The sequence below is a fragment of the Paenibacillus sp. NMA1017 genome, from assembly GCF_058895805.1.
Genome location: NZ_JBZXYR010000001.1, coordinates 701,868 through 725,123, shown reverse-complemented (window position 1 = coordinate 725,123; position 23,256 = coordinate 701,868). Strand labels below are relative to the sequence as shown.

Here is a 23,256-nt window from a genome sequence, read left to right as displayed (position 1 = left end):
TTTTCTTCACCACAAAAGTCGAATTACAGCCATACTCACAATACCGACAACGACGGTAGCCAGCAGGTTTTTGCTCCACAAGGCGGTCACTAGCGTAGGAAAGACAGCCATAAGCACTTGCCCATTAAAAGTGACGGAGGTCTCGGTTCGGACGAGCAGATTTTCCATCACGAGGGCCGTGAATATGCAGATGGGAATATAGGAAAGCCATTGTAGCACTGGCTTGGGTAGCGCCAGCCTTTGCAGCACGACAAAGGGAATGATCCTTGGGATCGCCGTGACAATCATGGCACCGATTATGATATACAGGACATGGGGATTAATGTTCATTTGTCGGTTAACACTCCAATCGTTGCGGTGATCATGGTCGCTACAATGACGGCGATATGTGATGGTACCCACCAGGACAATAGGTACATCAGCACAGCCATACACAGCACAAGCATTAGACGATGCTTGAGTTTGGAGGTCTGGACACTTTGGAGCTGGGAAATGAGCAGGGCAAGAAACATCGCTGGCAAGGCAAAGTCCAGACCAAAAGCCTCCGGCCGGGAAATCCAGTTCCCGAGAACCCCTCCCGCCACACAGGATGCAATCCAAGCGAGATAAGCTGTAATATTAAGCCCGTTCATCCAGCGGTCACTGACCTGCCCGCCTTTAGCCAATTTATCCGACGCTACCCCAAAGGATTCGTCCGTCAAAAGAACGCCAATGCCTATGTTTTTCCACAATGAATATTTAGAAAAGTAAGGAGCTAGCGACGCACTTAGCAACAGATGGCGGGCATTCACAATGAATGTCGTTAAAATAATGACGGATGGAGGACTGGCTACAGCCAGCATGGAGCACATAATAAACTGTGAGGCTCCTGCGTATACAAGCGCCGACATCAGGGCAATTTCCATGGTGCTAACCCCTGACGAAGCGCCCACAATCCCTGCCGCGAACCCAATGCATACATAACCAAGCAATGTAGGAATGCAATCTTTAACCCCTTGTAAAAAGCTGAGTGAATCGGGCTTCGTTCCGCTCAACTCCGAAGCTATGGACATTTTAACCTTACCTCCAATATATAAATTTTTATAATAGTATATAACGGAAGTTGTAAAGTATCAATATATTATACGTTTGTATGTTATATTGAATATCACCTATAGCGAACACACAGTCTTATTGTCCGCTCTCGGCTACACTCTTCTATTCAGAAAAATTACAGCCTAATAGAGTAGAATACAGGAGAATTGCCCTTAAAAAGCTGTTTGATTTACTATGATAACCCAAGGAAGGCTATGTATTTACCAAAAAGCTTCGCTCGTGTTCCGGCTCCAGATGATTTGGCAGCAGCCAGTCATCCAAAAGCGGTGTTCAAATCGGATGTGTTCATACAAGGACTGTTTTGACTGAATGGGGAGTTCGTAATAAAAAAGGGCGTCCCAGTCAGTTCATGACTTATGGGACAACCCTAAGATGGTGACTTATATAAGCTCCTGCCGTTTTTTCAGATATCTGTAGAGAATAATTCCCGAGACCGCGCAGATGGCTGCGCATAGACCGATAACTCCATATCCCGCCTGAAGCCCGCGCAGTATACCAAGCTCAGTAGTTGCGCCGTAGACTATCTTGACCCCTTCGATTACCCAGCCGATCACATAGTTGCCAATGACACTACCTATACCCATCAACGTGACGACGAACGTAATAGCTGTATCACTGTCCTTCGGATATCTCCGTGCTATGAACGCCATCCCGGTCGGATAGATCATTGCAATGCCTGCACCCGATACGGCAAAGAGAAACGCCAGTCTCTCCCCACCCACGATTGCTGCGAACGTACATATCGCTGAGAAGGCAGAGAATAGAATTGTCGATAGCACAAACCCCATCCGGTCAGTGAGCGGACCAAGTAACAGGCGCCCCAACGAGAAGGTAAGAAAGAACGCTGAGAGCATGCTGGACGCCTTCACCGTGCTCCATGAATACGCTTTCTCTAAGAAGTTGACCAGCCAGCCTCCAACTGCAAGCTCAGAGACTACTCCAAACGACAGAATCATTACCATCATCCAGAGTGCCGGATCGCGGGTTAGGGTCTTGAGTGAGGTCCGTTCCTCATGCTGTAGATCGTCTCCCGGGAAGGTGCTGAGCAGCGCGGCCACAATCGGCAGCAGACAGAGCGACAACATAGCCAGATACATCCCCCGCCAGTCCAGCGTATGTCCAAATACCGTCAGTGACATGACTCCCGTCGCCAGCAAAGGGGCGACTGTTGAGCTGAGCCCATAGAAAAAGTGGGACAAATTCATCATCGTGCCGGTATTTTTCACAAAAATCCTCGCCCCCAAAATGGCGAGCGCAATCTCCAGCATGCCGTTCCCGATATACATCAAGAAGTAGGACGAAGCGAAGAAAGGATACGTGTGCGACAGATAGATGAACACTCCCGAGATGATCATGGAAGCAAAGGAAATGATGCTGACCGCTTTGATTCCCCACTTACGGACAAGAACGGCGGTGAACGAGCAGGCAATCAAATAACCAAGTGCGTTTAGAGACAACAATGTTCCGAGCTGCTGTTCATCCAGATTGAAGTTGAATTGAATGCGTGGAATGGCAGGGCCTTTAATATTTTCCGAGATGCCAAATACAATAAAGCCAATAAAAATTGTCGCCAGTTGCATCGTATACATGTAACGGGACTTGCGGGTTTGCGGATTCAAATGTAGTCCCTCCTAGATAGTCAACGTTGGTTTTCTCACCTGTTGGGTGTTCAGGGACGGAAAAGTCATAGGATAGCAGCCCTCCTTCAGGATATTACAATAGTTTTAAAAAACGTTTTAATAAGTGAAGTTTAAGGACATTTATATTCAATGTCAAATGTTTTTATTCGCATGTTGAAGTTAACGAGGAACCTGACCATATTACAGTAAATTGTAGCATGCCTACTTCCCGTTTAAGCTTTGTATATACCTTGATCGGCTTCTATATATAGCGAACACACAGTCTTTTGTGTATTCTTCTTATATAGACTTTTGGATACAAGGAGGCATCGTCCGTGGATTCAATGCAGTATATTATTGGCTCTAATTTGGCTCAAATCAGGAAGACTAGAGGATTAAGTTTGGATAAGGTGGCTGAACTGACAGGGGTCAGCAAAGGGATGCTGGCTCAGATTGAGAAGGGGAAATCCAATCCTACGGTAACAACCCTTTGGAAAATTGCGAACGGTCTGCACGTATCCTTCTCTACCTTTCTTAAAGAAGACCCGCCGCAAATCACGAAGATTCGGAGGGAAGACCTGCATCCGGTTATTGATGAGGACGGTAATTATTTTGTTTACCCTGTATTCCCGTATCACGCTGAAAAGAAGTTTGAGGTGTTCACGGTAAGTCTGAAGCCAGGCTTTACACATCAGGCAGAGAAGCATCTGGGAGAGGAAACGATTCTCATGATCCGTGGGGAAATGTACTTTGAAATGCAGGGGCAACAGCTCAAGCTGAGTGCAGGGGATGCTGTACAATTTCAAGTATCTGACATACATACCTACCGCAATGATTCGGATGAGGATGCCGATTTTTATGTATTGATTTATTATGCGGATTAGTGGGATGATTAGCATAGTCTAAAACAGGCTTCCACCTCAGGATTTTGCAAAATCCTGAGATATAAAAAGAGAGCAACGAGGAAAAGAGAGGAAAGAACCCATGGAAAGCAAGTACATCCGAGAAACCTACTGCTTCAAGACGTCCCGAGTATTTCCCAACGATATCAACAATCATAACACGCTCTTCGGCGGCCGATTGATGTCGTATATCGACGATATCGCATCTATTGCAGCTGCTAAGCTGTGTCGAACGAACACAGTTACAGCCTCTACGGATTCGGTGGATTTTTTGCTACCTATCCATCCGAGTGATTCTGTCACGCTGGAAGCGTTCGTAACCTGGACAGGCCGCAGCTCGATGGAGGTGTTCGTAAAGGTGATTCGTGAAGGACTGATGACTGGCGACCGAAAAATCGCAGCCACCGCCTTCCTGACCTTTGTGGCATTGGACGAGAACAACCGTAAAGTGACTGTCCCGCAGGTGATTCCAGAAACAGAAGAGCAGTTACAATTGCACCAGACGGCTCCATCACGCGCAGCCATACGGCGTCAGCGGAGGGAAGAAAGCAAGCAGCTGGCTAGTTTTCTGACAACAGATTATCCGTGGGAACTGTAACGTACTAGAGATCATCAATTTCATCGTTTTACGTAAAAAGGAGCCGTTTTTTCCGTTAGCAGTCACCATGATCTGCTCGGAATACGGCTCCTTTTGAAAATAACTTAAGCTATTCTACTTTAACTACACGGAAATGCTGATTCGTCCCACCATTATCGCCCCATTGAATGGCTTTGGCTCCATCGGCGGTGGCGCCTTCAGAAATATCGATCAGCTTACCGGTTGCCCGATTTTTCAGCTTGTAATAACCACCGGTTACGGATACTAATTGCCAATGCTGACTGGACCAGCCTCCATCACTCCACTGCTCAATAACTGTACCGTCTGTTGTAGTACCGCTTTCAACACCAATTAGCTTTCCGCTGTTGCGATTCACAATTTTATAATATCCGCTGCCTACATCCTTGAGCTGCCATTGCTGGCTTGCTGTTCCGGAATCTGCACGCTGCTCCAGATCTGCGCCGTCCGTCGTTGCATTGCCAATAATGCTTAGTGGCTTATTACTCTTGCGGTTCACTAGCTGATAATAGGCATCCGGATCAATGGCAATTGGCGTTGTTATCCCCTCGACCACACCACTGGCGGTGTCAATATTAATGCTGTCGAACCAATCCATGGCTAATGAAGTCGCTGTTGGAAAACGCAGTGGCAACCATACATATTGAGAATCCTGCACAGGACCGCTCCACGCACCTGCCCAACGGTCGCCCAAATACAGGTATGAAGTCGTCTGGGCACCTTCAACAGGAATCACGTAAGCCGACTGTGAACCATAAGTCGTACCATCCCCGAAGTTTATCGTATTACTCCAGGTTCCTTCAATGCTGGATGCAGTAGCATACTTGGCCTGATTGGGATTCCAGCCGGTTGCCCCGGATGTAATCAGGAAGTAGACGTCTCCTTTTTTGAACATCGCCGGAGCTTCACGATATTGTCCTGGCCAAAGTGTAGTCACTAGCGATTCAACTTGCAGAAAATCCGGTGTCAGACGATAAATGTTCAGATCCGCGTTTACCCGGGTAGCTGAAATCAGGTAAGCTGTACCGTTATCATTGTATACGGTCATATCGCGCGAATCGTAATCCAGAGGACGGAAGCTGCCCTGATACGTGTAATCGCCGTCCACGGTATCGGAAGAGGCGACAGCCACTCGGGCCTCGTTGTAATTAACCCCATTCTCCTTATGCATCCATAATACGTATTTACGTGTTTTTTCATTGTAAATCACTTTCGGACGTTCAATATTCGAAACATTCAGTTCTACGGCCGAGCTGCTGGTCAGTACGTTTTTACGAAACTCCCAGTTTTTTAAATCAGAGGAACGGTAGGCGGATACCGCCTTGAATGTGCCGTTGGGATTACGATTTTCACCAAACCAATAATAGTAATCGTCTACTTTAATCATACCACCCCCATGGGCATGGACCACGTTTCCATTTGTATCTTTAAACTGAATGCCATTCACGACATTCTCTGAAGCGGCTGAAGCGACCTTAGGTGAAAACATCTGAAAAATGCTCAACGTCAGCAAAATAGAGAGCATAATACACAGCAAGCGGGCAAAATCATATTTCATTGTTTCGTCCTCCTCTGTATGCTTTATTTTAAAGCGCTTTCATTTATGGACTCTATAAAGCAGTTTTAATAGAGCTGCTTATCCCAATTGTATCCATATTGAATTGAAAGTGCTAGAGTAGTATATTGACCATGTACACGGCACACGCCATCGATATCTAACAGACTTCAATCGAACGGTGAGTGTTACAAACTGGCTGATATTCATTAGGTATACAGGAGGCGACCATGAAAATATACGCGATTGATACGAGCAAGCCGGAAGCTGAGGAGCATTACGAATTACTGGTACATCGGGTTTCACTAGAAAAGCAGCACAAGTTAGATCGTTTTTTACATCGGGAAGATGCTTTGAGGGGCTTATATGCCGATGTGCTGCTAAGATGGTTGGCCTGCCAGCAATTGAAGGTACCTAATGCCAGTCTTCAATTTACATACAATGCTTTTGGTAAGCCTTCCTTGATAAATGCACCCGCATTCCATTTTAATGTTTCTCACTCGGGAAAATGGGTGGTATGCGCTATTGATGATCATCCGCTTGGAATCGACATTGAGCAGCTTCGTCCTATTGATTTTGAGGTAGGTAGAGTGTGCTTTTCGGACACAGAATATGATGCGTTAATGCGTCAGGATGCAGACAGCCGATTATCTTATTTTTACGATCTATGGACGCTTAAGGAAAGCTTTGTGAAGGCCGAAGGGCAGGGACTAACCCTGCCGTTAAAGTCTTTTTCATTCGAGTTGAAGGAACAGCCGTTCATAGGCTTCACGACAGAGGGCTTTACCACCGAGTATTGTCATTTTAAACAGTATGAGCTGGATCAGGATTATAAAATGGCTGTCTGTGCAGCTCATGATCAATTTGCCCAGCAGGTACAGCAGATAGATATAAATACACTAAGCTTGGAAGTGGCAACACAGGCTTAATATGTAGTGGATATGCGTATAGTTGAAAAAGGAGATGAGTGGCGTTGACATTCGTTTTGTTCAAGCACGGCCGGTTGTATGGGAAGTGGGCTTCCAAAGGAGACTCCATCGTTGTACAGCAGGGTCGGATACAGGCCGTCGGATATGCTCGGGAGCTTGAATTGCAGTTGTCCGGTAAGGAATATGAAACCGTGGATTGGGAAGACGCCTATGTACTGCCAGGCTTAACCGATTCACATATGCATTTGTCTATGCATGGTATGAAGTTATCTATGCTCGATTTAACATCAGCTACCTCCAAGGACGAGATGCTGGCTATGCTACGCAAACGGGTCGCTGTAACACCGCCGGGAGAGTGGATTTTAGGACTCAACTGGAATGAAAATGCGTTTATTCCTGTTGAAATACCGGATATAGCCGAGCTGGATGCCATTACAGATCAGCATCCGGTATATCTCACTCGTACGTGCTTTCATACGTTCTTGGCCAATTCAGAGGCATTTCGACGTGCGGGTATTAACGAGGACACCCCTGACCCGGCTTCGGGAGCCTATGGGCGAGATGCAGATGGACGGTTGAACGGATTGATTTATGAGGAAGCATCCTTTGCCTTTACTAGCGTGCAGCCAGAGCCGGATTATTCAGTTAAGAAGGATACGATTCGGCGGGCTTGCCTGGATGCGCTAAGGCTTGGTTTGACTGCTGCGCACACAGAGGATTTACGTTTTTTGGGCAGCGTGGAGACGATGCATCAAATTTACAGGGAGCTGAGGGAAGAAGGTCTTCCTTTTCGCACACACCAGCTCATCTATCATCCATTTTTGGAAGAAGCGAAAGTGCAAGGGCTGCGTGCAGGTACCGGAAATGAGTGGTTTAAAATCGGTGCGATAAAAATGTTTGCCGATGGCGCTATTGGTGGAAGAACGGCATTATTATCCGAACCTTATAGTGATGCTCCACATACCTGTGGAATGGCGATCCAACCGCAGCCAGAGCTGAATCAGATGGTGGCTGCGGTCAGAGCAGCAGGCTATCCGGTGGCTGTGCATGCCATAGGGGATGGGGCAGCGCACATGATTTTGACAGCAATGGAGGCCCATGCGCTTACGGAGAAAAGCGGTTTGCCAGATCGCCTGATCCATGGACAAGTGCTTAGGAGGGATCTGGTCAAGAGAATGGCGAAGCTGCCGCTGATTGCGGACATCCAGCCCCGTTTTGTCGCAAGTGACTTCCCTTGGGTACTGGATCGGGTGGGGAAAGAACGGACTGAATATTTATATGCCTGGAAAAAGCTGCTGGAAGCAGGCATTCCATGTGCTGGAGGTAGTGACGCGCCGATTGAGCCGTTAAACCCTTTTCTTGGTATTCATGCGGCAGTGACTCGCGCCAAGCCGGAAGAAATGCATGAGGGCTATCTTCTCGCTGAAAAGCTGGATGTACATGAAGCCATTCGTTTGTTTACCACGGGAAGCGCAGTAGCAGCCGGTGAGGCTGATGAAAGAGGGACGATAGCTGAAGGGAAAGCCGCTGACTTTACAGTCATTGACCGTGATGTATCGGAAAGCCCGCAAGCTTTACTTGATGTTAAGGTACGAATGACCGTTGTAAACGGGAAAGTTGCATATCGGTCATAGGCTGGGGATAAGTATATATGCCAAAAGCCTTCAACTTCACTTTTCATGTGAGGTTGAAGGCTTCGTATTTTACAAACCACGCTGTATAAATCGGTCTGCGTTTTTTACACTGGACCACAGATCAGAACTTGCTCCGCCTGGATACCAATAGGCGAAGCCAGCAAACCCAGCATCCTGCCCCAAGCGATACTTACGAGTGAAGGATCGTCCTTCCTCTAGCCACAGCTTATGAAACTGCGTGTCTTTATAAGACACGGTATACTGCTGAATATCCTCATTCCAGATTGGTTTGGAGGCGGAACGGGATACTAGCTGGTTTTGCTGATCTAGTGAAATATCAGAGGAAGCGATTGATTGTCCGCTAGCGTTAAGCGTCCAGTTCCGTGTAAATAATGGCAAGGCCAAGATCGCTTTCTCCGGATAGGTGGTTTGTACAAAACGCCGCACGCTTTCACGGAGCCATGGCAGTGAGGACACAGAGCCGGGGATCGAGCTGCCTCCCCAATGCTCGTCATATCCCATCAGAATCAGATAGTCTGCCGCAGCGCCAAGGCGTTTGTAATCAAAGGCGGCAGTCCAGTCCGTTCCGTAATCAGGAGATACACAAATCGCCAGTACCGCATTCTGACTCTTCAACTTAGCTTTTAATTGTTGGACGAATAATGTTAAATTGGCACGATCCTGACCATCTACATTTTCAAAATCAATGACAAGTCCGTTCAAACCGTATACAGATACAGCATTAGCAAGCTGAGTTATGGTTGTATTTCGTAGAACCTCACTGGACAGAATTTGGTGCGTCAGTGCCAGGTTGGAACGGTTGCCTACCATCGCCCAGATATTTTTATGATGCTGTTTGGACCAGGCAAGCAGCGATGAATTGGTATAATCGCTGATAATACCTGTTTCATTCAGAAAAAACCAACGTGGTGACAGGGTGTTGATGTTGGATTGAAGCACCGTATTTTCAAACTGTTGAACGGTTTGATCATATTGCCAGCCTATTCGGATGGAAGAAGCGGTGGAAGCAGTTTGGTTAGCATGCTTTGTTGAATACGTTAGCAGTCGCTCCAGTAAGACCGCTGTTTCTTCACGGGTCAGAGAGGATGCAGGGCGAAAATTGTTACTTTCACCTTTCATAAAGCCGTAACGATTTACGGTGGTTACCGCATCTAGAGCCCAACCTGCAATTTCGTCAGTATCTGTGAAGGAGGAAGTAGCATCTCCTGATCCGCCCGAAGAGCGGATGAGACGTGCGATCATCAAGGCCGCTTCTTGACGGGTTATAGGACTATTAGGTTGGAATGTGGCAGACGTTCCCCCCTGAACGATATTGAGTTGAGAAGCTGCTTCAATCCATCCATAGTACCACGTCTTTTTGGCAACATCTCGGTAGGAGGAAACGGCCGCTTGTACAGGCTCCAGACCAAGTGTACGGTCCAGTGCGGTAACCCATTCGGCTCTGGTAACAGCCTTTTTAGGAGAGAAGTAACCAGGTTGTGTACCGTTCAAAATTCCTTTAGCGTGCAGGGAAATAATAGACTGATAGGCATAGCTGTGTGCAATATCTTGGAATGCAGCCCCAGATGCTGCTGCCGGAGCAGCTAAGTATGAAGTGAATGTTGTGAATATTGTGATGGCTGCAGTTGCGGATAGGGTGAGCCTGGTTAACCAACGTGATCGTTTGGAACTCATACCAAATAACCTTCTTTTTTATGATAGATTGTAGATTCATAGTTCGTCACTCGACCAATAATACTATCAAAAAGAGGAAGGTTATTCATTGCTAAATTGCTGGAAAAACACCAAAAAACCCGCCACCTATGCGGCAACGGGTTTGATATTGGATAAACTATGCTTTTTTGGCATACATAATACCGATAGTCTGTGGACCACAATGACTGGAAATGACACAGCCTGCTGTCGTTAGCAGGACCTCTTGTGCGTTCGTTTCTTCTTTCAAGCGTGCTTGCAGCATCAGCGCATCTTCCTCGGCCAAAGCGTGCACGACAATAATGATATCGTTATCCATCTGCTCTCGTTGATTCAGAGCGTTTTGCAGCATCTGATCCAGTGCTTTTTCACGTTTGCCGCGGACTTTGTAGGCAGGCGTCATTTTTCCGTCAATCACTTTGATCACCGGACGAATTTTGAGCAGACTGCCGATCAGGTTTTGCATGCCTGAGCATCTTCCGCCTTTATATAGGTATTCAAGTGTATCAATGACAAATTCCGTGTCTATTAACGGCCTGGTTTTCGTCAACATGTCTACAATCTGCTCTATCGTATGGCCGTTGGCTGCCGCACGAGCAGCTTTCATCACGAGCAGGCCAAAGCCACACGACAAATTCAAGGAATCAAAAACCGTAATGCGACCTTCCGGAAATTCGGAGGCAGCGAGTAGCGCATTCTGGTACGTCGATGATAGCTCGGAAGACAGACTAATATATAAAATGTCGTCCCCTTGTTCTATGTAGGGCACAAAGGCTTGAATAAAATCCGACGGAGAAGGTGCGGCGGTACGCGGTAAATGTCCCTCGCGGCTTACACGTTGAAATAATTGTTCTGGGTGAATGTTCACCCCATCCTGCAATGCCTCATCACCAAATACTGTATACAATGGCACAATGCTAATCTCGTACTGTTGACGCCAGTGAGCAGGAACATCACTGGTACTGTCGGCGAAAATTTTAATTTTGTTCATACATTGAATCCTCTCTGTGTGATGCAGAAAAATTATAAAGATTGCACGGAGGAAGGATAGATATCCGCTGTGCTATTCGGAACGGAAAGACCGATGGCCAGAAGAGCAATAAAGCCGACAATAATAAGTGCATTAATGATTAAGCCTGTAATAGCAAAGGTTTTCTTACGGTTTTTTAACGCAATTCCAATGATACCGACCACAAGTCCGCTACAATTCAGCAACAGGCTGCCTAAAAAAATAAAAGGAAGCAGTACCGTTCCGGTTTGCTGCAGAGCGACTTCCGGGTTCATCGTTTGGTATTGGCCGAAATGAGCCAGCAGATTAATAACCATAATAGCCAGAATAATATATCCGATCAGGCTGACAAGCGACATAATAAAAGAAGCAATTCCGGGACCGGAATGTTTGAGCTTGACCGGAGGCTGGAACACAGGAGTTTCTGAAAAAACAGGGTGCTCCTCAGGCTCAGCAGGCTTTTGCAAATTAGGATCTTGGTAACTCATTTTTTCAACTCCTTGAACATAGTCCGAACAGGTACTAATTTTCCACAAAATAAACAAAAAAGCAAGCCACCTTACACATTACCCTTCAAAAGACAGGGTCTAATCATCCAATTCTGTATGCGGTCTGTTCACACACGCTGGCTGGTAAACTTCATACGGTTTCGATAAAATAAGAAGAACATTCGGCTAAAAGGATGAGATGAAAAGGAGTACACAAACATGCAACGAAAATGGATATTTGTGGGATCTATAATGATGATGTTGGCGGTAGCCATTGGAGCGTTCGGGGCACATATTGTGAAAGCCCGGATCGACGCGGATGCTTTGGCCGTGTATGAAACAGGTGTGAAATATCATATGATTCACGCTGCCGGTTTGCTGATCATTGCGTTGGCTGCCGGACAGTGGGGTTCTTCCAACCGTTTAAGATGGGCAGCGCGTCTGTTATTAACGGGTATCATTTTGTTTTCTGGCAGCTTGTATGTGCTAAGTCTGACCGGAATCCGTGTGCTGGGGGCTATCACCCCCTTAGGAGGCGTGTGCTTTATTGCAGGATGGATATTGCTGGCATGGGCTGCCATGGGTCTGAAGAAAGAGGATTAGAGTTCTTTTCGGATAATGCAAAAAAAGAGAATGGCAAGAAAGACGTCATGTTTTTCCTGCCCGTTCTCTTTTTTCATGCTTCGTTTTTTTGTGAAGTATTTACATTTACGATGTGATTTCATCGATCTCATTCATTTTAAAGGAGTACACTTGCTTCTCATCTACATGATACACACTCAGCAGGCTATTATCATGATCCAGATTGAGGATGCGGCAAGGAATGCTGCGTTGTCCGCCATAACGGTTTACGATTAACCGTACAAGCGTATTATCATGTATATAGCGTTTGATCCATTCATACGTACTAAGGTCTTGTTGTGTTGCAGGCTTTGGCTGTACGTGGGATTGTTTGATCTCTTGAACGACTGGTGGTTTGTTCGTAATTGCGGCTGATTTCTTTTTAGAGAACTTTTCCGCGAGCGTAGCGGCTGCATCAGATGGGCTATTCACGGCTGACTGTTTTTTTAGGTACAGTGCAGCTTCAATTAAATTGCCAAGTTCGATACCGGATTGAATCCGGCTATCCGCAATGTGTTCATTTTGGCTCAAGAGATTAAGCAGGAACTGAAGGGCCTCTACGTTCGAACGGCCTTTAACTAATACATCTACATTAAATAAATAACTGGTTTCGTCTTGATTTGATTCCTTTTTCATACTTCCTCCAGCCCAAGCCATGGGTAATTAGTCTTTTATAGTACCTATCAATATATCATTAAAACGTAATCTATCATAGTGCCTAGGGCCCTGTTGTTGGATATTAACAAAAATAAAATCTATATAAAGCCCTATGTGTAAAATTTTAATGGAGTACACTGGAATTGTACATTTTTTGCATGTGTATACGAATGAGGACAGTATGTGAGCATCGGATATAGATAAGCAAAACCAGAGTTACATATACAGAGAATAAAGGAGGTAGTGGGTGAAATCAAGTAGTTTAAATTTTAAATATATTACAGTGGAAAAGTATCACAAATAAGGATTTCATCCACCGGAAGAAAAGTAAAATCCCCCTTAACGAAAGGGGGACTGGGTATATTAAAAACATGATATATTATAGTAAGCGCAATTAAAGCGAATTTTATATTCAATTAAAATGGGATTCGTTGTGATCGAATAAGGTAGTCATGTTCGACTGCCCAACGCACAAGACCACCCCAGAAATCTTCACAGGCTGAAATGATCTTCGCTGGTTCAGCTAAATCTCCGGACATAACCAACTCAACTACATGATCAAAGCCTTCTGGACGACTCGGCAGTTCCAGTGCCTCCGGTAGAACCATTGAACCTGTTGAGAAAAGCTTCTGATTGTGCAACCCAACTAACATAGCCCCATATTGGGCAAACTGCATGACCAAGTACGGCAAGTAGGTATGAGGGCCATTTACACGGACATTTCTAAGCTTTCCTATAAACTCGTACATTTCACCTACAAGCACTTCGTTGATGGCATGCCTGAAATCTTCCTTTGTTGGGGATTCGGCCGCTTCCTTTAATATAGAAAAAAAGCCTTTAGGATCATACAGACGACGTGGGGAAAAGAAGGGTCCATGTGTCAACGGCCAATCGCCCTCAACAGTAGAAGTAATTTTAAGAAGAATGTTTGTCTCTGTATACTTCATGTAACCTCGCAGCTATATCGTGGCAAGTCTGAAGTCTCTCACTTCGAGAAATGTTGACAGGTCCATTCATGTTCATTAGTGATCCCCCTCTGTTTCCTACGGTCTAAGTGACTTGTCCAATTTACTGATTCGCCATTCAGCGAGGGTTTAATTTCACTTGTGAGCCCTTGCCGCCCGTCTGGATTCCAGTATCCTTCACTCCGGCTTCCTTCAAATCGACTAGTAGCCGCTCTAGTACCGCTTTGGCGACAGGTGCTTCTTTTGCACCAGACGCTTTAACGACCAACTGCACCGGTTTGCCGGAACGCAGATGTTTGTCTGCCTGACGCAGCTTCGTGTCGTAATCATGTTCCTCAATATGAGCAGTGAAGCGAAGCTCCTTGATCTTTTCTTTGCCGCTGTTTCTTGCGGCTCTGCCGACATTTTTGCTTGCTGCGGCTTCTTTTTGCGCAAGCGCTTTTCCTTTGCCCTTTGCGACCAAGCTACAGGGTGGTGGACTGCTCATCAGTGAGGTGCAGACCAGGTCCACCCCTTTGGATCGGGCCAAGGCCAAGGCCTCTGACTTGGAGACAACGCCGAGCTTCTCCCCTGCGAGTCCAGTGAGTACCACTTCGTCAGCTTTAATTTGCTCGTTGATTAATACTGCCACGTAAATGAAGCCTCCCTTAAACAATGATAAAGCTATCATATACGGAACCTGTTTGTGATTCAATTTTTGATTTATCCATATTGACAAAAGTCACTAAGCCCTATAATCTTTTACTGATAATGATTATCATTTTCCAATGCAATATACATACAGGGGTGATTGAGAGAAATGAAAAAGATGTTGAATAGCCTATTATTATTTGTAGTTTTTACTATTGTATTGGCGGGCTGCGGTGCGGCTGGGGATAGCTCTAAGACGGAAGGTACTGTAGGGTCTGAGCAGACATCCACAACGGCTGGTCCTGTTACGGTTAAGGACGACCACGGGGAAGTCAAGCTGGACAAGCCAGCGGAACGTGTCGTTGTACTCGAATGGACGTTTACCGAGGACCTCATTGCACTCGGCGTACAGCCTGTCGGCAATGCGGACAATGAAGACTACAAGCTGTGGGTAACACCGGAGGCGAAGTTGGCTGATACCGTAACTGATATCGGCACACGGGGCGAACCGAATCTAGAAGCGATTGCGGCGCTCAAGCCGGATCTTATTATCACTAACGCCGATAACAATGCAGCGATCTATGCACAGCTAAAGGGGATTGCACCAACGATAGAATTCGATCCTTACAAGGGGAACGGCTATGATTACGACCGTATGGTCGAGATTTTCAAGCAAGTAGCTGTAGCTACTGGTAAAACAGAACAAGCTGATAAGGTCCTAAGCGAACTTGACCAGCACTATGTAGAGGCAAAGGCTACATTAGAGAAAGCGGGCAAAGCAGACTTTCACTATGCGCTGACACAGGCCTTCACAGCTCAAAATGCTGCCAGTCTGCGAATGTTCAAAGAAAATTCGGTTGTAGTGGGAACGCTTGCGAAAATCGGCATGGTGAACGACTGGAAGTCAGACAAGACCGAGAAATATGGGTTTAGCACCGTTGGCATTGAAGCTCTACCAGCTGTGCAGAACAGCAATTTTATCTATATTACGCAAAAGACGGACGATGTATTTGGAGCCGCGATGAAGAACAACTCGGTATGGAACGGACTAAACTTTGTCAAAGAAAAACGGACCTACCCACTGGACGGAACAACATGGACGTTCGGCGGCCCAATCTCATCCAAAGTACTGGTTGATCAAGTAGTTGGAGTTCTGACGAAATGACCCGAACAGACACAACGGGGTTATCGAAGACTTGGCGTGTAGGAAGCATTTTTGGGGGCGGATTGGTCGTCCTCATCGTGCTTTTTTTTGTAAGCTTGTGTTATGGAGAGGCTTCGATCCCGCTTCACACGGTAATTGAGGCGTTGACCCAGCGTCAGGATACGCTTGAACATAACATGGTGTGGGATCTTCGGATGCCGCGTACGGTCATCGGAATCCTGGCTGGGGGTGCGCTTGCCATCGCTGGTGCTTTGCTCCAGGCCATCACCAAAAATCCGCTGGCGGCTTCTGATACACTAGGAATTAACGCTGGTGCCTACTTTGTGGTCGTCCTTGGCGCGGTGATGTTTCCCGGATTGCTGCATCAGGCGCCGTTTCTATTTGCCGCTGTCGGGGGCCTGCTTGCAGCGGTGCTGGCTTACTTCATGGGCGGGGGACGAGCTGGAAGTCCGATTCGGTTGGCGCTTGCGGGCTTGATTGTATCCATGGTTCTCGGTTCGTTTACCGGAGCTTTACATATCTTTTATTCATTTGAAACGCAGGGACTGTTTCTCTGGGGTTCTGGCTCGCTTGTGCAAAACGACTGGAGCGGGACGACTTACGCCTGGCCCTGGGTCGTAGGACTCTCGATCATTGCCGTTCTGCTGTCAAGACAGTTTGATGTTCTGGATCTGGATGAGTCCACATCCACGTCACTTGGACAAAAGGTTAGCTTGACCCGGGCGGTGGGAATTGTATTGGCTGTCCTGCTGTCGACCATTACAGTCAGCGTCATTGGACCTATTGGTTTTGTGGGTTTGGTAGCTCCACATTTGGTGCGCTTAAGCGGCCTAAAAATGCATCGCTGGGTGCTGCCTGGTTCCTTCCTGTGGGGGGCATTATTGTTGACCAGCGCTGACGTGCTGGCGAAGATGGTCCACCAATCAAGCATGGATCTGCCGACCGGAGCAATGATGGCCTTGATTGGGGCTCCTTGGTTAATTTGGTTGATTCTGTGGAAGATGAAGCTGCCTTCTGGTATTAGTGGGCAATCTTCCATGAACATAGGTGTGCGCTCTCGGAAATTACCGTATGGCAGGCTCGTCATGTTGCTTGGGTGCGGTGCCGTGCTGTTGACCGTATTCAGCCTGATGTTTGGAGGAATGCGAATTCCGGTCGGCGATTTGCTGTCCGGCCTGTTCGGCGGTGAGAACGCAAATTCGGCTTTGCTGCAGTTTAGAATTCCGCGCACGCTGGTGGCAGCCGGGGCTGGTATCGCGCTTGCGGTCAGCGGTGTCTTGATCCAATTAGCCGTTCGTAATCCCTTAGCGGATGCCTCGATCATTGGTGTTTCTTCAGGGGCTGGTTTCGGCGCGCTTGCAGTGATTATCGTTTGGCCGGGGCTGCCTGTTTATATGCTGCCCATCGCGGCGATTGCTGGAGCGACGGTGTCGGCGGCGGTGATCTTCTTTTTATCATGGAACAAGCACCTAAACCCGTCTGTGGTCATCCTACTTGGGATTGCCGTATCAGCGATCGGAGCAGCTGGCATTCAGATACTGATTATCCAAGGTTCGCTTTGGGGCAGCACAGGCTATATTTGGCTGACGGGTAGTACCTACGCTCGAAACTGGGAGCAGGTGGCGACGATTCTGGCTTTTCTGCTCGTGTTGTTGCCAATAGCCTGGTGGCTAGCTCGCCGCTTCGATCTTTTGGTATTTGACGATAGCAGCGCCATGGGACTGGGACTTCCGGTGCGCCGCACCCGGCTGCTGGCCATGGCAGTGGGTGTGCTGCTGGCGGGCGGAGCGGTGGCCTGTGTGGGTACAGTTGGTTTCATCGGTCTGATTGCTCCGCATATCGTGCGTACGTTGATCGGGCACCATGTACGTCGCTCTATCGTTCTGTCTAGCATCTTGGGAGCGGTAATGCTGGTGCTGGCTGATACAATTGGACGGACAGTGCTTGCGCCGACTGAAATTCCTTCCGGATTGCTGATCGCACTGATTGGTGCACCGTATTTCCTGTACTTGATGTATCGCTCCAATAAGAGTAAGTCAGTGTAGTTGAATATGTACTTGAACAGGCTGTTTCCCAACGGATTTCCCGTGGAGAGACAGCCTTTATTATTTATTTTTCTACGTAATCATTGGACTTTACATTTACAAATCTAATAAAATAGATATAATGTTTTATATGGAACCGTCATTGATTTATAAAGCATTGTCAAACGAAACTCGTCGTCTAATTATGTTGTGGTTAAAAAAACCGGAAGAGTTTTTTGATGAACAGGCTTATCTAAAGCAAGGACTTAATTTTCAAATTGGTGTATGTGTGGGAGATATTCAGGCTAAAGCGGGACTTGCGCAGTCTGTGATTTCAAGTTATTTATTAACGATGCAAAAATCCGGTTTGTTAGAGTCTGAGCGTATTGGGAAGTGGACGTACTATCGTCGGAATGAAAAAACAATCCGGGAATTTGCCGAGTACGTTCAAAAGGAACTATAAACAGAAAGGAGGTTTTTTTTCACATAACATATCTACAAATCTATATATATAATTAAATTGGAGGCTTATACTTAAAATGAAAAAGGTTAACCCGTTACTTATTATCATTCTGGCTTTAGGTGTATTCGGCATTATTACAACGGAAATGGGAATTATAGGCGTTCTCCCTCAAGTAACTCAAAAATTCAATGTATCAGCTGCCCAGGCTGGTTGGCTCGTCAGTATTTTTTCTTTAGTTGTTGCCATTTCAGGTCCATTCTTGACCTTACTCGTTTCCGGGATGAATCGTAAAATCATTCTATTAATCGCTGTATTCAGTTTTGTTATTTCTAATATTGTCTATGCCTATACCACTCATTTTGAGGTCATGCTCATTTTTCGTGTTCTTCCCGCTATTTTTCATCCTGTCTTTTTTTCGGTTGCTCTCGTGACGGCATCTCATCTTGTCCCCCGTGAAAAGAGCAGTAAAGCCGTCACCAAGGTTTTCGCTGGAATTACGGTAGGATTTGCGTTTGGCGTGCCTTTGACTTCCTATCTTGCTGAAAAGATATCGTTAGAAGCTGCTTTCTTATTTGGAGCTGTCGTAAGCATGACTGCATTTGTAGGAATACTCGTATGGCTTCCTTCCCTGCCGGTTCAGGAAAAGATGTCTTATGGCAAACAGCTTGGTATATTACGTAAACCTCAATTGTGGTTCAACATTGTGACTGTTATTTTTATCTTTGCAGCTATGTTTTCGGTGTATAGCTACTTTGCCGAATATCTTGGAGAAGTAACTCTTATGAACGGGTCATGGATCAGTATGATGTTGATGGTCTTTGGAATCGTCATGATTTTTGGAAACTTTTTATTTGGAGGATTATTACATAAAAATCTGACAAAGACCGTCATCATGTTCCCATTGCTATATATGGTCATTTACGTATTCACTTATGCTCTCGGGGCTTCTTTCCTACCGATGATTGTGGTTGTGCTCATTTGGGGGGCCGTGCATTCTGGGGGGCTTATTATTAGTCAAACATGGTTAATCACTGAAGCGAAAGAAGCTCCAGAGTTTGGTAACAGTCTGTTTGTCTCATTTTCTAACCTTGGCATTACGATAGGGGCTACTATGGGCGGGTGGTTTATCTCTCACTTGGGAATACACCAGCTCATCTGGAGCGGAATGATGTTTGCGCTGCTAGCATTCTTATCTATGATTATAAAAATAAAATTGTTCAATTCAAATGCAGCGGAAGCCAACGTGCGTTAAAATATGGAGAGACATTAGAAGAGTACTCTACATTATGACCATAAAATAATACATGGGGTGATGTTGATTGCATTTCGTATGGACTTCGATCTTAATGACATTCGTAATCGTTAGCGGGATCTTGGCGTTGCTCATCTGGGGAGTGATATCCTTATTCAAGCGTTTTCGCTAATCGCAATGAGGAGTAGACATCTCTATGTGTTGAACTTATATTATCCAATTGGGAGGAATAGATGAATATTCGAATGTACCACGATCTGGAGGCTCGATTGGAAGAAGAGATTTGGGAGCTTGGAGAGGATGCATCTCATACACTCCCATTAGATAGCAACTTGGCTGTGGAAAAAGCACAGAAGGCTTGGGATCTAATACCAGAGCCTAAGCACACATGGGGCATCACAGGTGTAACCTTGCATCAATACGTTCAAATTCTCAATTATAACGGGGATACTCAGCGCTCAGTAGAGCTTTTAAATGAGGAGATTTTAGATTTGGAAGGTGCAGGATACCGGATTATACATGCTGAACCTTATATTCAGATGGCGGAAACGCTTCTTCTTCAGAGCAAGCCTGTATTAGCTCATGAATATCTCCAGAAGGCATACTCGATTGGGAGTGCAAGAGCATTTCGGGACCAGCCCAAGCTTTATCTTGAAATGGCAAAAAGTAAAGCTCTGGATGAACAGGATATACTACTTCAATTTACGACGTTAGATGTGAATGCCAAATTTCTAAGCGATTTAAAGGATAATCAATAACCAATGTAATGACCTCATACAGTCTGAGATAAAATACTGATCTGGATACGACGGACAATGGGCTTCAATATTATTTATGGGGAGGACCAATGCATTGAAATTAAAAGAAGTGCTCTTAGGCACCCACAGTTACGAAGCGATAAAAGCTTTTTACGGCTCTCTCTTGGATTTGCAGGTTGTGGAGGAAAGCCCTTCGCGGTTGTCGTTTCAAGTAGGGGAATCGGTTCTTGCTTTTCAGGAATCCTCCCACATGAAAAATGAGTTTTATCATATTGCGGTTACCATTCCAACGAATAAATTTATAGAAGCCAAACAGTGGGCTATCAACCGAGGAATTTCGTTGATTTCAAGGAACCAAGAAGATGAGTTTTTTTTCGAAAACTGGAATGCAACCGCGTTTTACTTCTATGATCCGGATCAAAACCTCGTTGAATTCATTGCCCACCATACACTCGATAATGCAGTCGCTGAAGCTTTCGGATCTCACTCTATACTTCGTATAAGCGAGATTGGTCTTCCGGTCGATGATGTCCCAGAGAGTTCTAGAATAATTACCGAAACGTTCCAACTTAATTCATGGGGAGGGGCTGGACAGGAATTTGCACCGCTAGGGGATGTAGAAGGATCATTTATAGTCATAGACAAGCAACGGCTTTGGTTTCCTGATGATAGGCTTCCAGCCGTATTTAACACCAGTGTCTTGTTTGAAGCTCCATGCTCTGGCAGTCTTTCACTGCATAATGGTTTGTATGAATTGAGATCAACCTGAGTTAAGGCTTCATCTCATCGCCAGCACCCCCGGATTTCTGGAATAAAGCTTACAATAAGGGGGGAATCCGGGGTCCATAATACATATAGGAGAGAATATATGAAAATTAGACTACTTAATTCAAATGAAAAATATCCGATAGAGCTCTTGTTACTAGCTGATCCTTCGCACCAACTTGTTGAGGAATACTTAAAAAGAGGGCAGTGTTTTGTAGCAGAGATTGACCAACATATTGTTGGAGTCTATGTTCTTTTACCTACAAGACCTGAAACAGTTGAGTTAGTGAATATAGCAGTATCAGAAGATATGCATGGTAAAGGAATAGGCAGACAATTAGTAACACATGCAATTAAAACAGCCAAGACACAAGGTTATAAAAGGATGGAGATGGGCACAGGAAACTCTAGCATTGGGCAATTAGCTCTTTACCAAAAATGTGGGTTCAGAATTGTTGGTGTAGATCTAGATTTCTTTGTCAGACACAACTATCTAGAAGAAATTTATGAGAATGGCATACAGTGTAGAGATATGATTCGTATGTCTCAGGATTTATAGAGCTTGATTTCTTTGTACACTATCCGAAAAGGGATCTTAAGTAAGGTTCTGAAAGGTATATGATATAGTTCCAAAAGATGGTACAATGGATTGCGGAAAGGCTATACAATCATCGGATTGCAATAGTCCTTTTTTAATGAGTTGATATCCTACTAAGTTCCTGACAAGGGGTGGTTACTTTGTACAACACAACAACCACGATACTCACAGAGATAACAAAACATATGAAAGATAAAGATTTAATCCTTAGTGATCTTGCCAGAGAGGCAGAAATGAATCCGGGAACCATGAGCAGTATTATTAATGGGAACCGCACTCTTTCAGTGGATCAGCTAGACCGAATTACAAAAGCAATGGGGCATCCCGTTGGCTATTACTACGAACGGTATGTGTCTGAGTATCTAACAGAGGCTAATCCGAATTGGCGTCGAATGAGTCCTTTTATACATAATTGTGCGAAATTAAACAAACTGGACTGCATTCATGATGTGGTCAATCTATTGATGGATAAGTTGGGCTATTCAGAATCCTTATTTGAGCTTGCGGAAGAATTATTTCATGAAAAGATGTACCAAGCGGCAGCCATACTTTATGAAAATGTAGCTGTAAGTGAGAAAAAACAATACTCAGAACGCCTCGCTATGTGTCAGTACCGTTTGTTCCATACAAGGCAAGGAGATAATCAAGAGAAAAATTATGAAGCAGCCGTTCAATTTGAAATATATGTTGAGCGACTAGATGAGATAGATCAGTTAGAAGCGTTAAAAGATTTGGCGAATACATACCGTTCGTTACGTAAATGGGACAAAGTAGAACTGTTCGCTAAGACTTTGGGAGACAAAGCTAAAATTCAATACAAACTGGAACAACAGCGGCATCATGTGAAAAAAGAAAATTCAAAGAAACCAAGCTTTCCTTTGTTTGCTTATTGGGCATTCTCACATTTACTTCGTGCAGAAGTTTGTGAGGCCCATAAAGATTATGAGAAGGCACTTCAGCATACGTACAAATATGGTGACTTAAGTTGGGTGAAAGAAACTGATGAAACTACTTTGAAGTGGAAAAGGCAATATGAAGAGTGGGCTGTGGGGAATACCTATTTAAATAAGATTCTTGCTGGCGAAATTTGCGTTCTATCTGATTATGTAGTTTATATATCATCAAGAAAAGATGAGATTCTTCCTGCACTTGATATTATAGTAGATTCGGCTAATAGATACCATTTTGATGTGGATGTTATTTTAAAGCAATTCGAAGGAGAAATTTTATCTCTTCTGGAGCAACAAAAAATTGAGAGCTTTTATACTAAGCGTTTCATAACAGAACGTTTTATGCATTTTTCTAAGGAATTATCGATCTACTATTTGACCAAGAAAAGATATTCTGATGGCTTCAAATTTTTAATAAGTTGTTTGGAAAAATCTACATTAATCAATAATAAATCATATATAATTAAATGTATGAAGCTGTATGAGTCTTATCGAGAGTATGCATCATTTGATGTGAAGACAGCATACAGAAAATTGATTAATGAGGTGGATAAGGATGAAGCGTAAAATAATTTTAACCTTATTGGTAACAAGTTTTATGTTGTTGACATTAGTAAATCCTTCAGCAGGTTATCAGGATTCTGAACATAACTATCAACCTGCACAGCATGGCGAAATGTAATTATTTCTAATAGGAAAAAGATGCTTGGTATTTAAAGCAATTAAATGGTATATATCGTTAAAATTAATGGATAATGGAACAGGTTAGATGGAATGATCCGTCTAGCCTTTTTATTGCGTGTTTTGCGGTATATAAGCAATATGAGGAAATCTTCTTTTGAGAAATA

Annotated in this window: 23 protein-coding genes and 1 pseudogene; 14 read left to right on the top strand and 10 right to left on the bottom strand. The window is 44.9% G+C overall.

Features of this window, described 5'->3' with window-relative positions; genetic code table 11:
* Positions 1-6: 6 nt before the first annotated feature.
* The 3 genes from AC5ELV_RS03455 to AC5ELV_RS03445 form a co-directional block, all read right to left on the bottom strand.
* Entirely contained in the window at positions 7-330 is a 324-nt protein-coding gene (locus AC5ELV_RS03455; protein WP_340884868.1) for an AzlD domain-containing protein, read from the bottom strand.
* On the bottom strand, positions 327-1,052 hold the full coding sequence (locus AC5ELV_RS03450) for an AzlC family ABC transporter permease (protein WP_493429130.1): 726 nt from the start codon (positions 1,050-1,052) through the stop codon (positions 327-329). Before AC5ELV_RS03450 ends, AC5ELV_RS03455 begins: the two co-directional genes overlap by 4 nt.
* A 423-nt stretch (positions 1,053-1,475) precedes the next feature.
* Positions 1,476-2,714, bottom strand: a complete 1,239-nt coding sequence (locus AC5ELV_RS03445) for an MFS transporter (protein ID WP_493429129.1) — start codon at positions 2,712-2,714, stop codon at positions 1,476-1,478.
* A 335-nt stretch (positions 2,715-3,049) separates the two neighbouring features.
* Between AC5ELV_RS03445 and AC5ELV_RS03440 the strand changes: the two genes are divergently transcribed.
* Complete coding sequence (locus AC5ELV_RS03440; RefSeq protein ID WP_029516544.1) at positions 3,050-3,598, top strand: helix-turn-helix domain-containing protein; 549 nt, start codon at positions 3,050-3,052, stop codon at positions 3,596-3,598.
* A 100-nt stretch (positions 3,599-3,698) separates the two neighbouring features.
* Positions 3,699-4,214 carry an acyl-CoA thioesterase gene (locus AC5ELV_RS03435; RefSeq protein WP_013309488.1) on the top strand — a complete coding sequence of 172 codons (516 nt, stop codon included), beginning with the start codon at positions 3,699-3,701 and terminating at the stop codon, positions 4,212-4,214.
* Positions 4,215-4,323: 109 nt separating this feature from the next.
* Here AC5ELV_RS03435 and AC5ELV_RS03430 read toward each other — a convergent pair whose 3' ends face one another.
* Positions 4,324-5,790 (bottom strand): RICIN domain-containing protein, encoded by a 1,467-nt coding sequence (locus AC5ELV_RS03430; RefSeq protein WP_493429128.1) that lies wholly within the window; start codon positions 5,788-5,790, stop codon positions 4,324-4,326.
* A 227-nt stretch (positions 5,791-6,017) separates the two neighbouring features.
* On the opposite strand from AC5ELV_RS03430, the gene AC5ELV_RS03425 reads away from it, so the two are divergent.
* Both AC5ELV_RS03425 and AC5ELV_RS03420 read left to right on the top strand, forming a co-directional pair.
* A complete protein-coding gene (locus AC5ELV_RS03425; RefSeq protein WP_493429127.1) occupies positions 6,018-6,716 on the top strand; it encodes a 4'-phosphopantetheinyl transferase family protein in 699 nt (232 codons plus the stop codon).
* Positions 6,717-6,760: 44 nt separating this feature from the next.
* The gene (locus tag AC5ELV_RS03420) at positions 6,761-8,350 is read left to right on the top strand and encodes an amidohydrolase (RefSeq protein WP_493429126.1); all 1,590 of its coding nucleotides are present in this window, start codon (positions 6,761-6,763) and stop codon (positions 8,348-8,350) included.
* Between the two features lie 69 nt (positions 8,351-8,419).
* On the opposite strand, the gene AC5ELV_RS03415 is transcribed toward AC5ELV_RS03420, so the two are convergent.
* From AC5ELV_RS03415 to AC5ELV_RS03405, 3 genes are all read right to left on the bottom strand, one after another.
* Positions 8,420-10,045 carry an S-layer homology domain-containing protein gene (locus AC5ELV_RS03415; protein WP_493429125.1) on the bottom strand — a complete coding sequence of 542 codons (1,626 nt, stop codon included), beginning with the start codon at positions 10,043-10,045 and terminating at the stop codon, positions 8,420-8,422.
* Positions 10,046-10,202: 157 nt separating this feature from the next.
* Positions 10,203-11,054, bottom strand: a complete 852-nt coding sequence (locus AC5ELV_RS03410) for a DegV family protein (RefSeq protein WP_493429124.1) — start codon at positions 11,052-11,054, stop codon at positions 10,203-10,205.
* Positions 11,055-11,086: 32 nt separating this feature from the next.
* Positions 11,087-11,560, bottom strand: coding sequence for a hypothetical protein (locus AC5ELV_RS03405; RefSeq protein ID WP_493429123.1), 474 nt, complete (start codon positions 11,558-11,560; stop codon positions 11,087-11,089).
* 219 nt (positions 11,561-11,779) lie between these two features.
* Between AC5ELV_RS03405 and AC5ELV_RS03400 the strand changes: the two genes are divergently transcribed.
* Positions 11,780-12,163: a DUF423 domain-containing protein gene (locus AC5ELV_RS03400; protein WP_493429122.1), complete on the top strand. Its 384-nt coding sequence runs from the start codon at positions 11,780-11,782 to the stop codon at positions 12,161-12,163.
* Between the two features lie 105 nt (positions 12,164-12,268).
* Here the strand turns inward: AC5ELV_RS03400 and AC5ELV_RS03395 are convergent, their stop codons facing one another.
* The 3 genes and pseudogenes from AC5ELV_RS03395 to infC form a co-directional block, all read right to left on the bottom strand.
* Entirely contained in the window at positions 12,269-12,817 is a 549-nt protein-coding gene (locus AC5ELV_RS03395) for a hypothetical protein (RefSeq protein ID WP_029516552.1), read from the bottom strand.
* 437 nt (positions 12,818-13,254) lie between these two features.
* Positions 13,255-13,861 (bottom strand): annotated as a pseudogene (locus AC5ELV_RS03390) (kanamycin nucleotidyltransferase C-terminal domain-containing protein).
* Between the two features lie 60 nt (positions 13,862-13,921).
* Positions 13,922-14,434, bottom strand: coding sequence for a translation initiation factor IF-3 (gene infC, locus AC5ELV_RS03385; RefSeq protein WP_493429121.1), 513 nt, complete (start codon positions 14,432-14,434; stop codon positions 13,922-13,924).
* Between the two features lie 168 nt (positions 14,435-14,602).
* On the opposite strand from infC, the gene AC5ELV_RS03380 reads away from it, so the two are divergent.
* The 9 genes from AC5ELV_RS03380 to AC5ELV_RS03340 all read left to right on the top strand — a co-directional run bounded on the left by AC5ELV_RS03380 (position 14,603) and on the right by AC5ELV_RS03340 (position 23,090).
* Positions 14,603-15,598, top strand: a complete 996-nt coding sequence (locus AC5ELV_RS03380; protein WP_493429120.1) for an ABC transporter substrate-binding protein — start codon at positions 14,603-14,605, stop codon at positions 15,596-15,598.
* The gene (locus tag AC5ELV_RS03375; RefSeq protein ID WP_493429119.1) at positions 15,595-17,643 is read left to right on the top strand and encodes an iron ABC transporter permease; all 2,049 of its coding nucleotides are present in this window, start codon (positions 15,595-15,597) and stop codon (positions 17,641-17,643) included. The genes AC5ELV_RS03380 and AC5ELV_RS03375 overlap by 4 nt, the downstream gene beginning before the upstream one ends.
* A gap of 130 nt (positions 17,644-17,773) precedes the next feature.
* Positions 17,774-18,085, top strand: a complete 312-nt coding sequence (locus AC5ELV_RS03370; protein ID WP_023987858.1) for an ArsR/SmtB family transcription factor — start codon at positions 17,774-17,776, stop codon at positions 18,083-18,085.
* 76 nt (positions 18,086-18,161) lie between these two features.
* Positions 18,162-19,337 carry an MFS transporter gene (locus AC5ELV_RS03365; RefSeq protein WP_493429118.1) on the top strand — a complete coding sequence of 392 codons (1,176 nt, stop codon included), beginning with the start codon at positions 18,162-18,164 and terminating at the stop codon, positions 19,335-19,337.
* Positions 19,338-19,570: 233 nt separating this feature from the next.
* Positions 19,571-20,095 carry a hypothetical protein gene (locus AC5ELV_RS03360; protein ID WP_493429117.1) on the top strand — a complete coding sequence of 175 codons (525 nt, stop codon included), beginning with the start codon at positions 19,571-19,573 and terminating at the stop codon, positions 20,093-20,095.
* A 94-nt stretch (positions 20,096-20,189) separates the two neighbouring features.
* Entirely contained in the window at positions 20,190-20,864 is a 675-nt protein-coding gene (locus AC5ELV_RS03355) for a VOC family protein (RefSeq protein ID WP_493429116.1), read from the top strand.
* 99 nt (positions 20,865-20,963) lie between these two features.
* Positions 20,964-21,419, top strand: a complete 456-nt coding sequence (locus AC5ELV_RS03350) for a GNAT family N-acetyltransferase (protein WP_493429115.1) — start codon at positions 20,964-20,966, stop codon at positions 21,417-21,419.
* A gap of 224 nt (positions 21,420-21,643) precedes the next feature.
* Positions 21,644-22,975 (top strand): helix-turn-helix domain-containing protein, encoded by a 1,332-nt coding sequence (locus AC5ELV_RS03345; RefSeq protein ID WP_493429114.1) that lies wholly within the window; start codon positions 21,644-21,646, stop codon positions 22,973-22,975.
* Positions 22,965-23,090 (top strand): hypothetical protein, encoded by a 126-nt coding sequence (locus tag AC5ELV_RS03340; protein WP_493429113.1) that lies wholly within the window; start codon positions 22,965-22,967, stop codon positions 23,088-23,090. The genes AC5ELV_RS03345 and AC5ELV_RS03340 overlap by 11 nt, the downstream gene beginning before the upstream one ends.
* Positions 23,091-23,256: the final 166 nt, after the last annotated feature.

Bases quoted from the DNA above. Each gene is read 5' to 3' on its own strand.
- AC5ELV_RS03405 (WP_493429123.1), bottom strand. From the start codon at position 11,560: ATGAGTTACCAAGATCCTAATTTGCAAAAGCCTGCTGAGCCTGAGGAG.
- AC5ELV_RS03340 (WP_493429113.1), top strand. From the start codon at position 22,965: ATGAAGCGTAAAATAATTTTAACCTTATTGGTAACAAGTTTTATGTTG.
- AC5ELV_RS03415 (WP_493429125.1), bottom strand. From the start codon at position 10,045: ATGAGTTCCAAACGATCACGTTGGTTAACCAGGCTCACCCTATCCGCA.
- AC5ELV_RS03410 (WP_493429124.1), bottom strand. From the start codon at position 11,054: ATGAACAAAATTAAAATTTTCGCCGACAGTACCAGTGATGTTCCTGCT.
- AC5ELV_RS03380 (WP_493429120.1), top strand. From the start codon at position 14,603: ATGAAAAAGATGTTGAATAGCCTATTATTATTTGTAGTTTTTACTATT.
- AC5ELV_RS03455 (WP_340884868.1), bottom strand. From the start codon at position 330: ATGAACATTAATCCCCATGTCCTGTATATCATAATCGGTGCCATGATT.
- AC5ELV_RS03350 (WP_493429115.1), top strand. From the start codon at position 20,964: ATGAAAATTAGACTACTTAATTCAAATGAAAAATATCCGATAGAGCTC.
- AC5ELV_RS03375 (WP_493429119.1), top strand. From the start codon at position 15,595: ATGACCCGAACAGACACAACGGGGTTATCGAAGACTTGGCGTGTAGGA.
- AC5ELV_RS03400 (WP_493429122.1), top strand. From the start codon at position 11,780: ATGCAACGAAAATGGATATTTGTGGGATCTATAATGATGATGTTGGCG.
- AC5ELV_RS03370 (WP_023987858.1), top strand. From the start codon at position 17,774: ATGGAACCGTCATTGATTTATAAAGCATTGTCAAACGAAACTCGTCGT.
- AC5ELV_RS03395 (WP_029516552.1), bottom strand. From the start codon at position 12,817: ATGAAAAAGGAATCAAATCAAGACGAAACCAGTTATTTATTTAATGTA.
- AC5ELV_RS03365 (WP_493429118.1), top strand. From the start codon at position 18,162: ATGAAAAAGGTTAACCCGTTACTTATTATCATTCTGGCTTTAGGTGTA.
- AC5ELV_RS03430 (WP_493429128.1), bottom strand. From the start codon at position 5,790: ATGAAATATGATTTTGCCCGCTTGCTGTGTATTATGCTCTCTATTTTG.
- AC5ELV_RS03425 (WP_493429127.1), top strand. From the start codon at position 6,018: ATGAAAATATACGCGATTGATACGAGCAAGCCGGAAGCTGAGGAGCAT.
- AC5ELV_RS03345 (WP_493429114.1), top strand. From the start codon at position 21,644: ATGAAAGATAAAGATTTAATCCTTAGTGATCTTGCCAGAGAGGCAGAA.
- AC5ELV_RS03450 (WP_493429130.1), bottom strand. From the start codon at position 1,052: ATGTCCATAGCTTCGGAGTTGAGCGGAACGAAGCCCGATTCACTCAGC.
- AC5ELV_RS03435 (WP_013309488.1), top strand. From the start codon at position 3,699: ATGGAAAGCAAGTACATCCGAGAAACCTACTGCTTCAAGACGTCCCGA.
- AC5ELV_RS03360 (WP_493429117.1), top strand. From the start codon at position 19,571: ATGAATATTCGAATGTACCACGATCTGGAGGCTCGATTGGAAGAAGAG.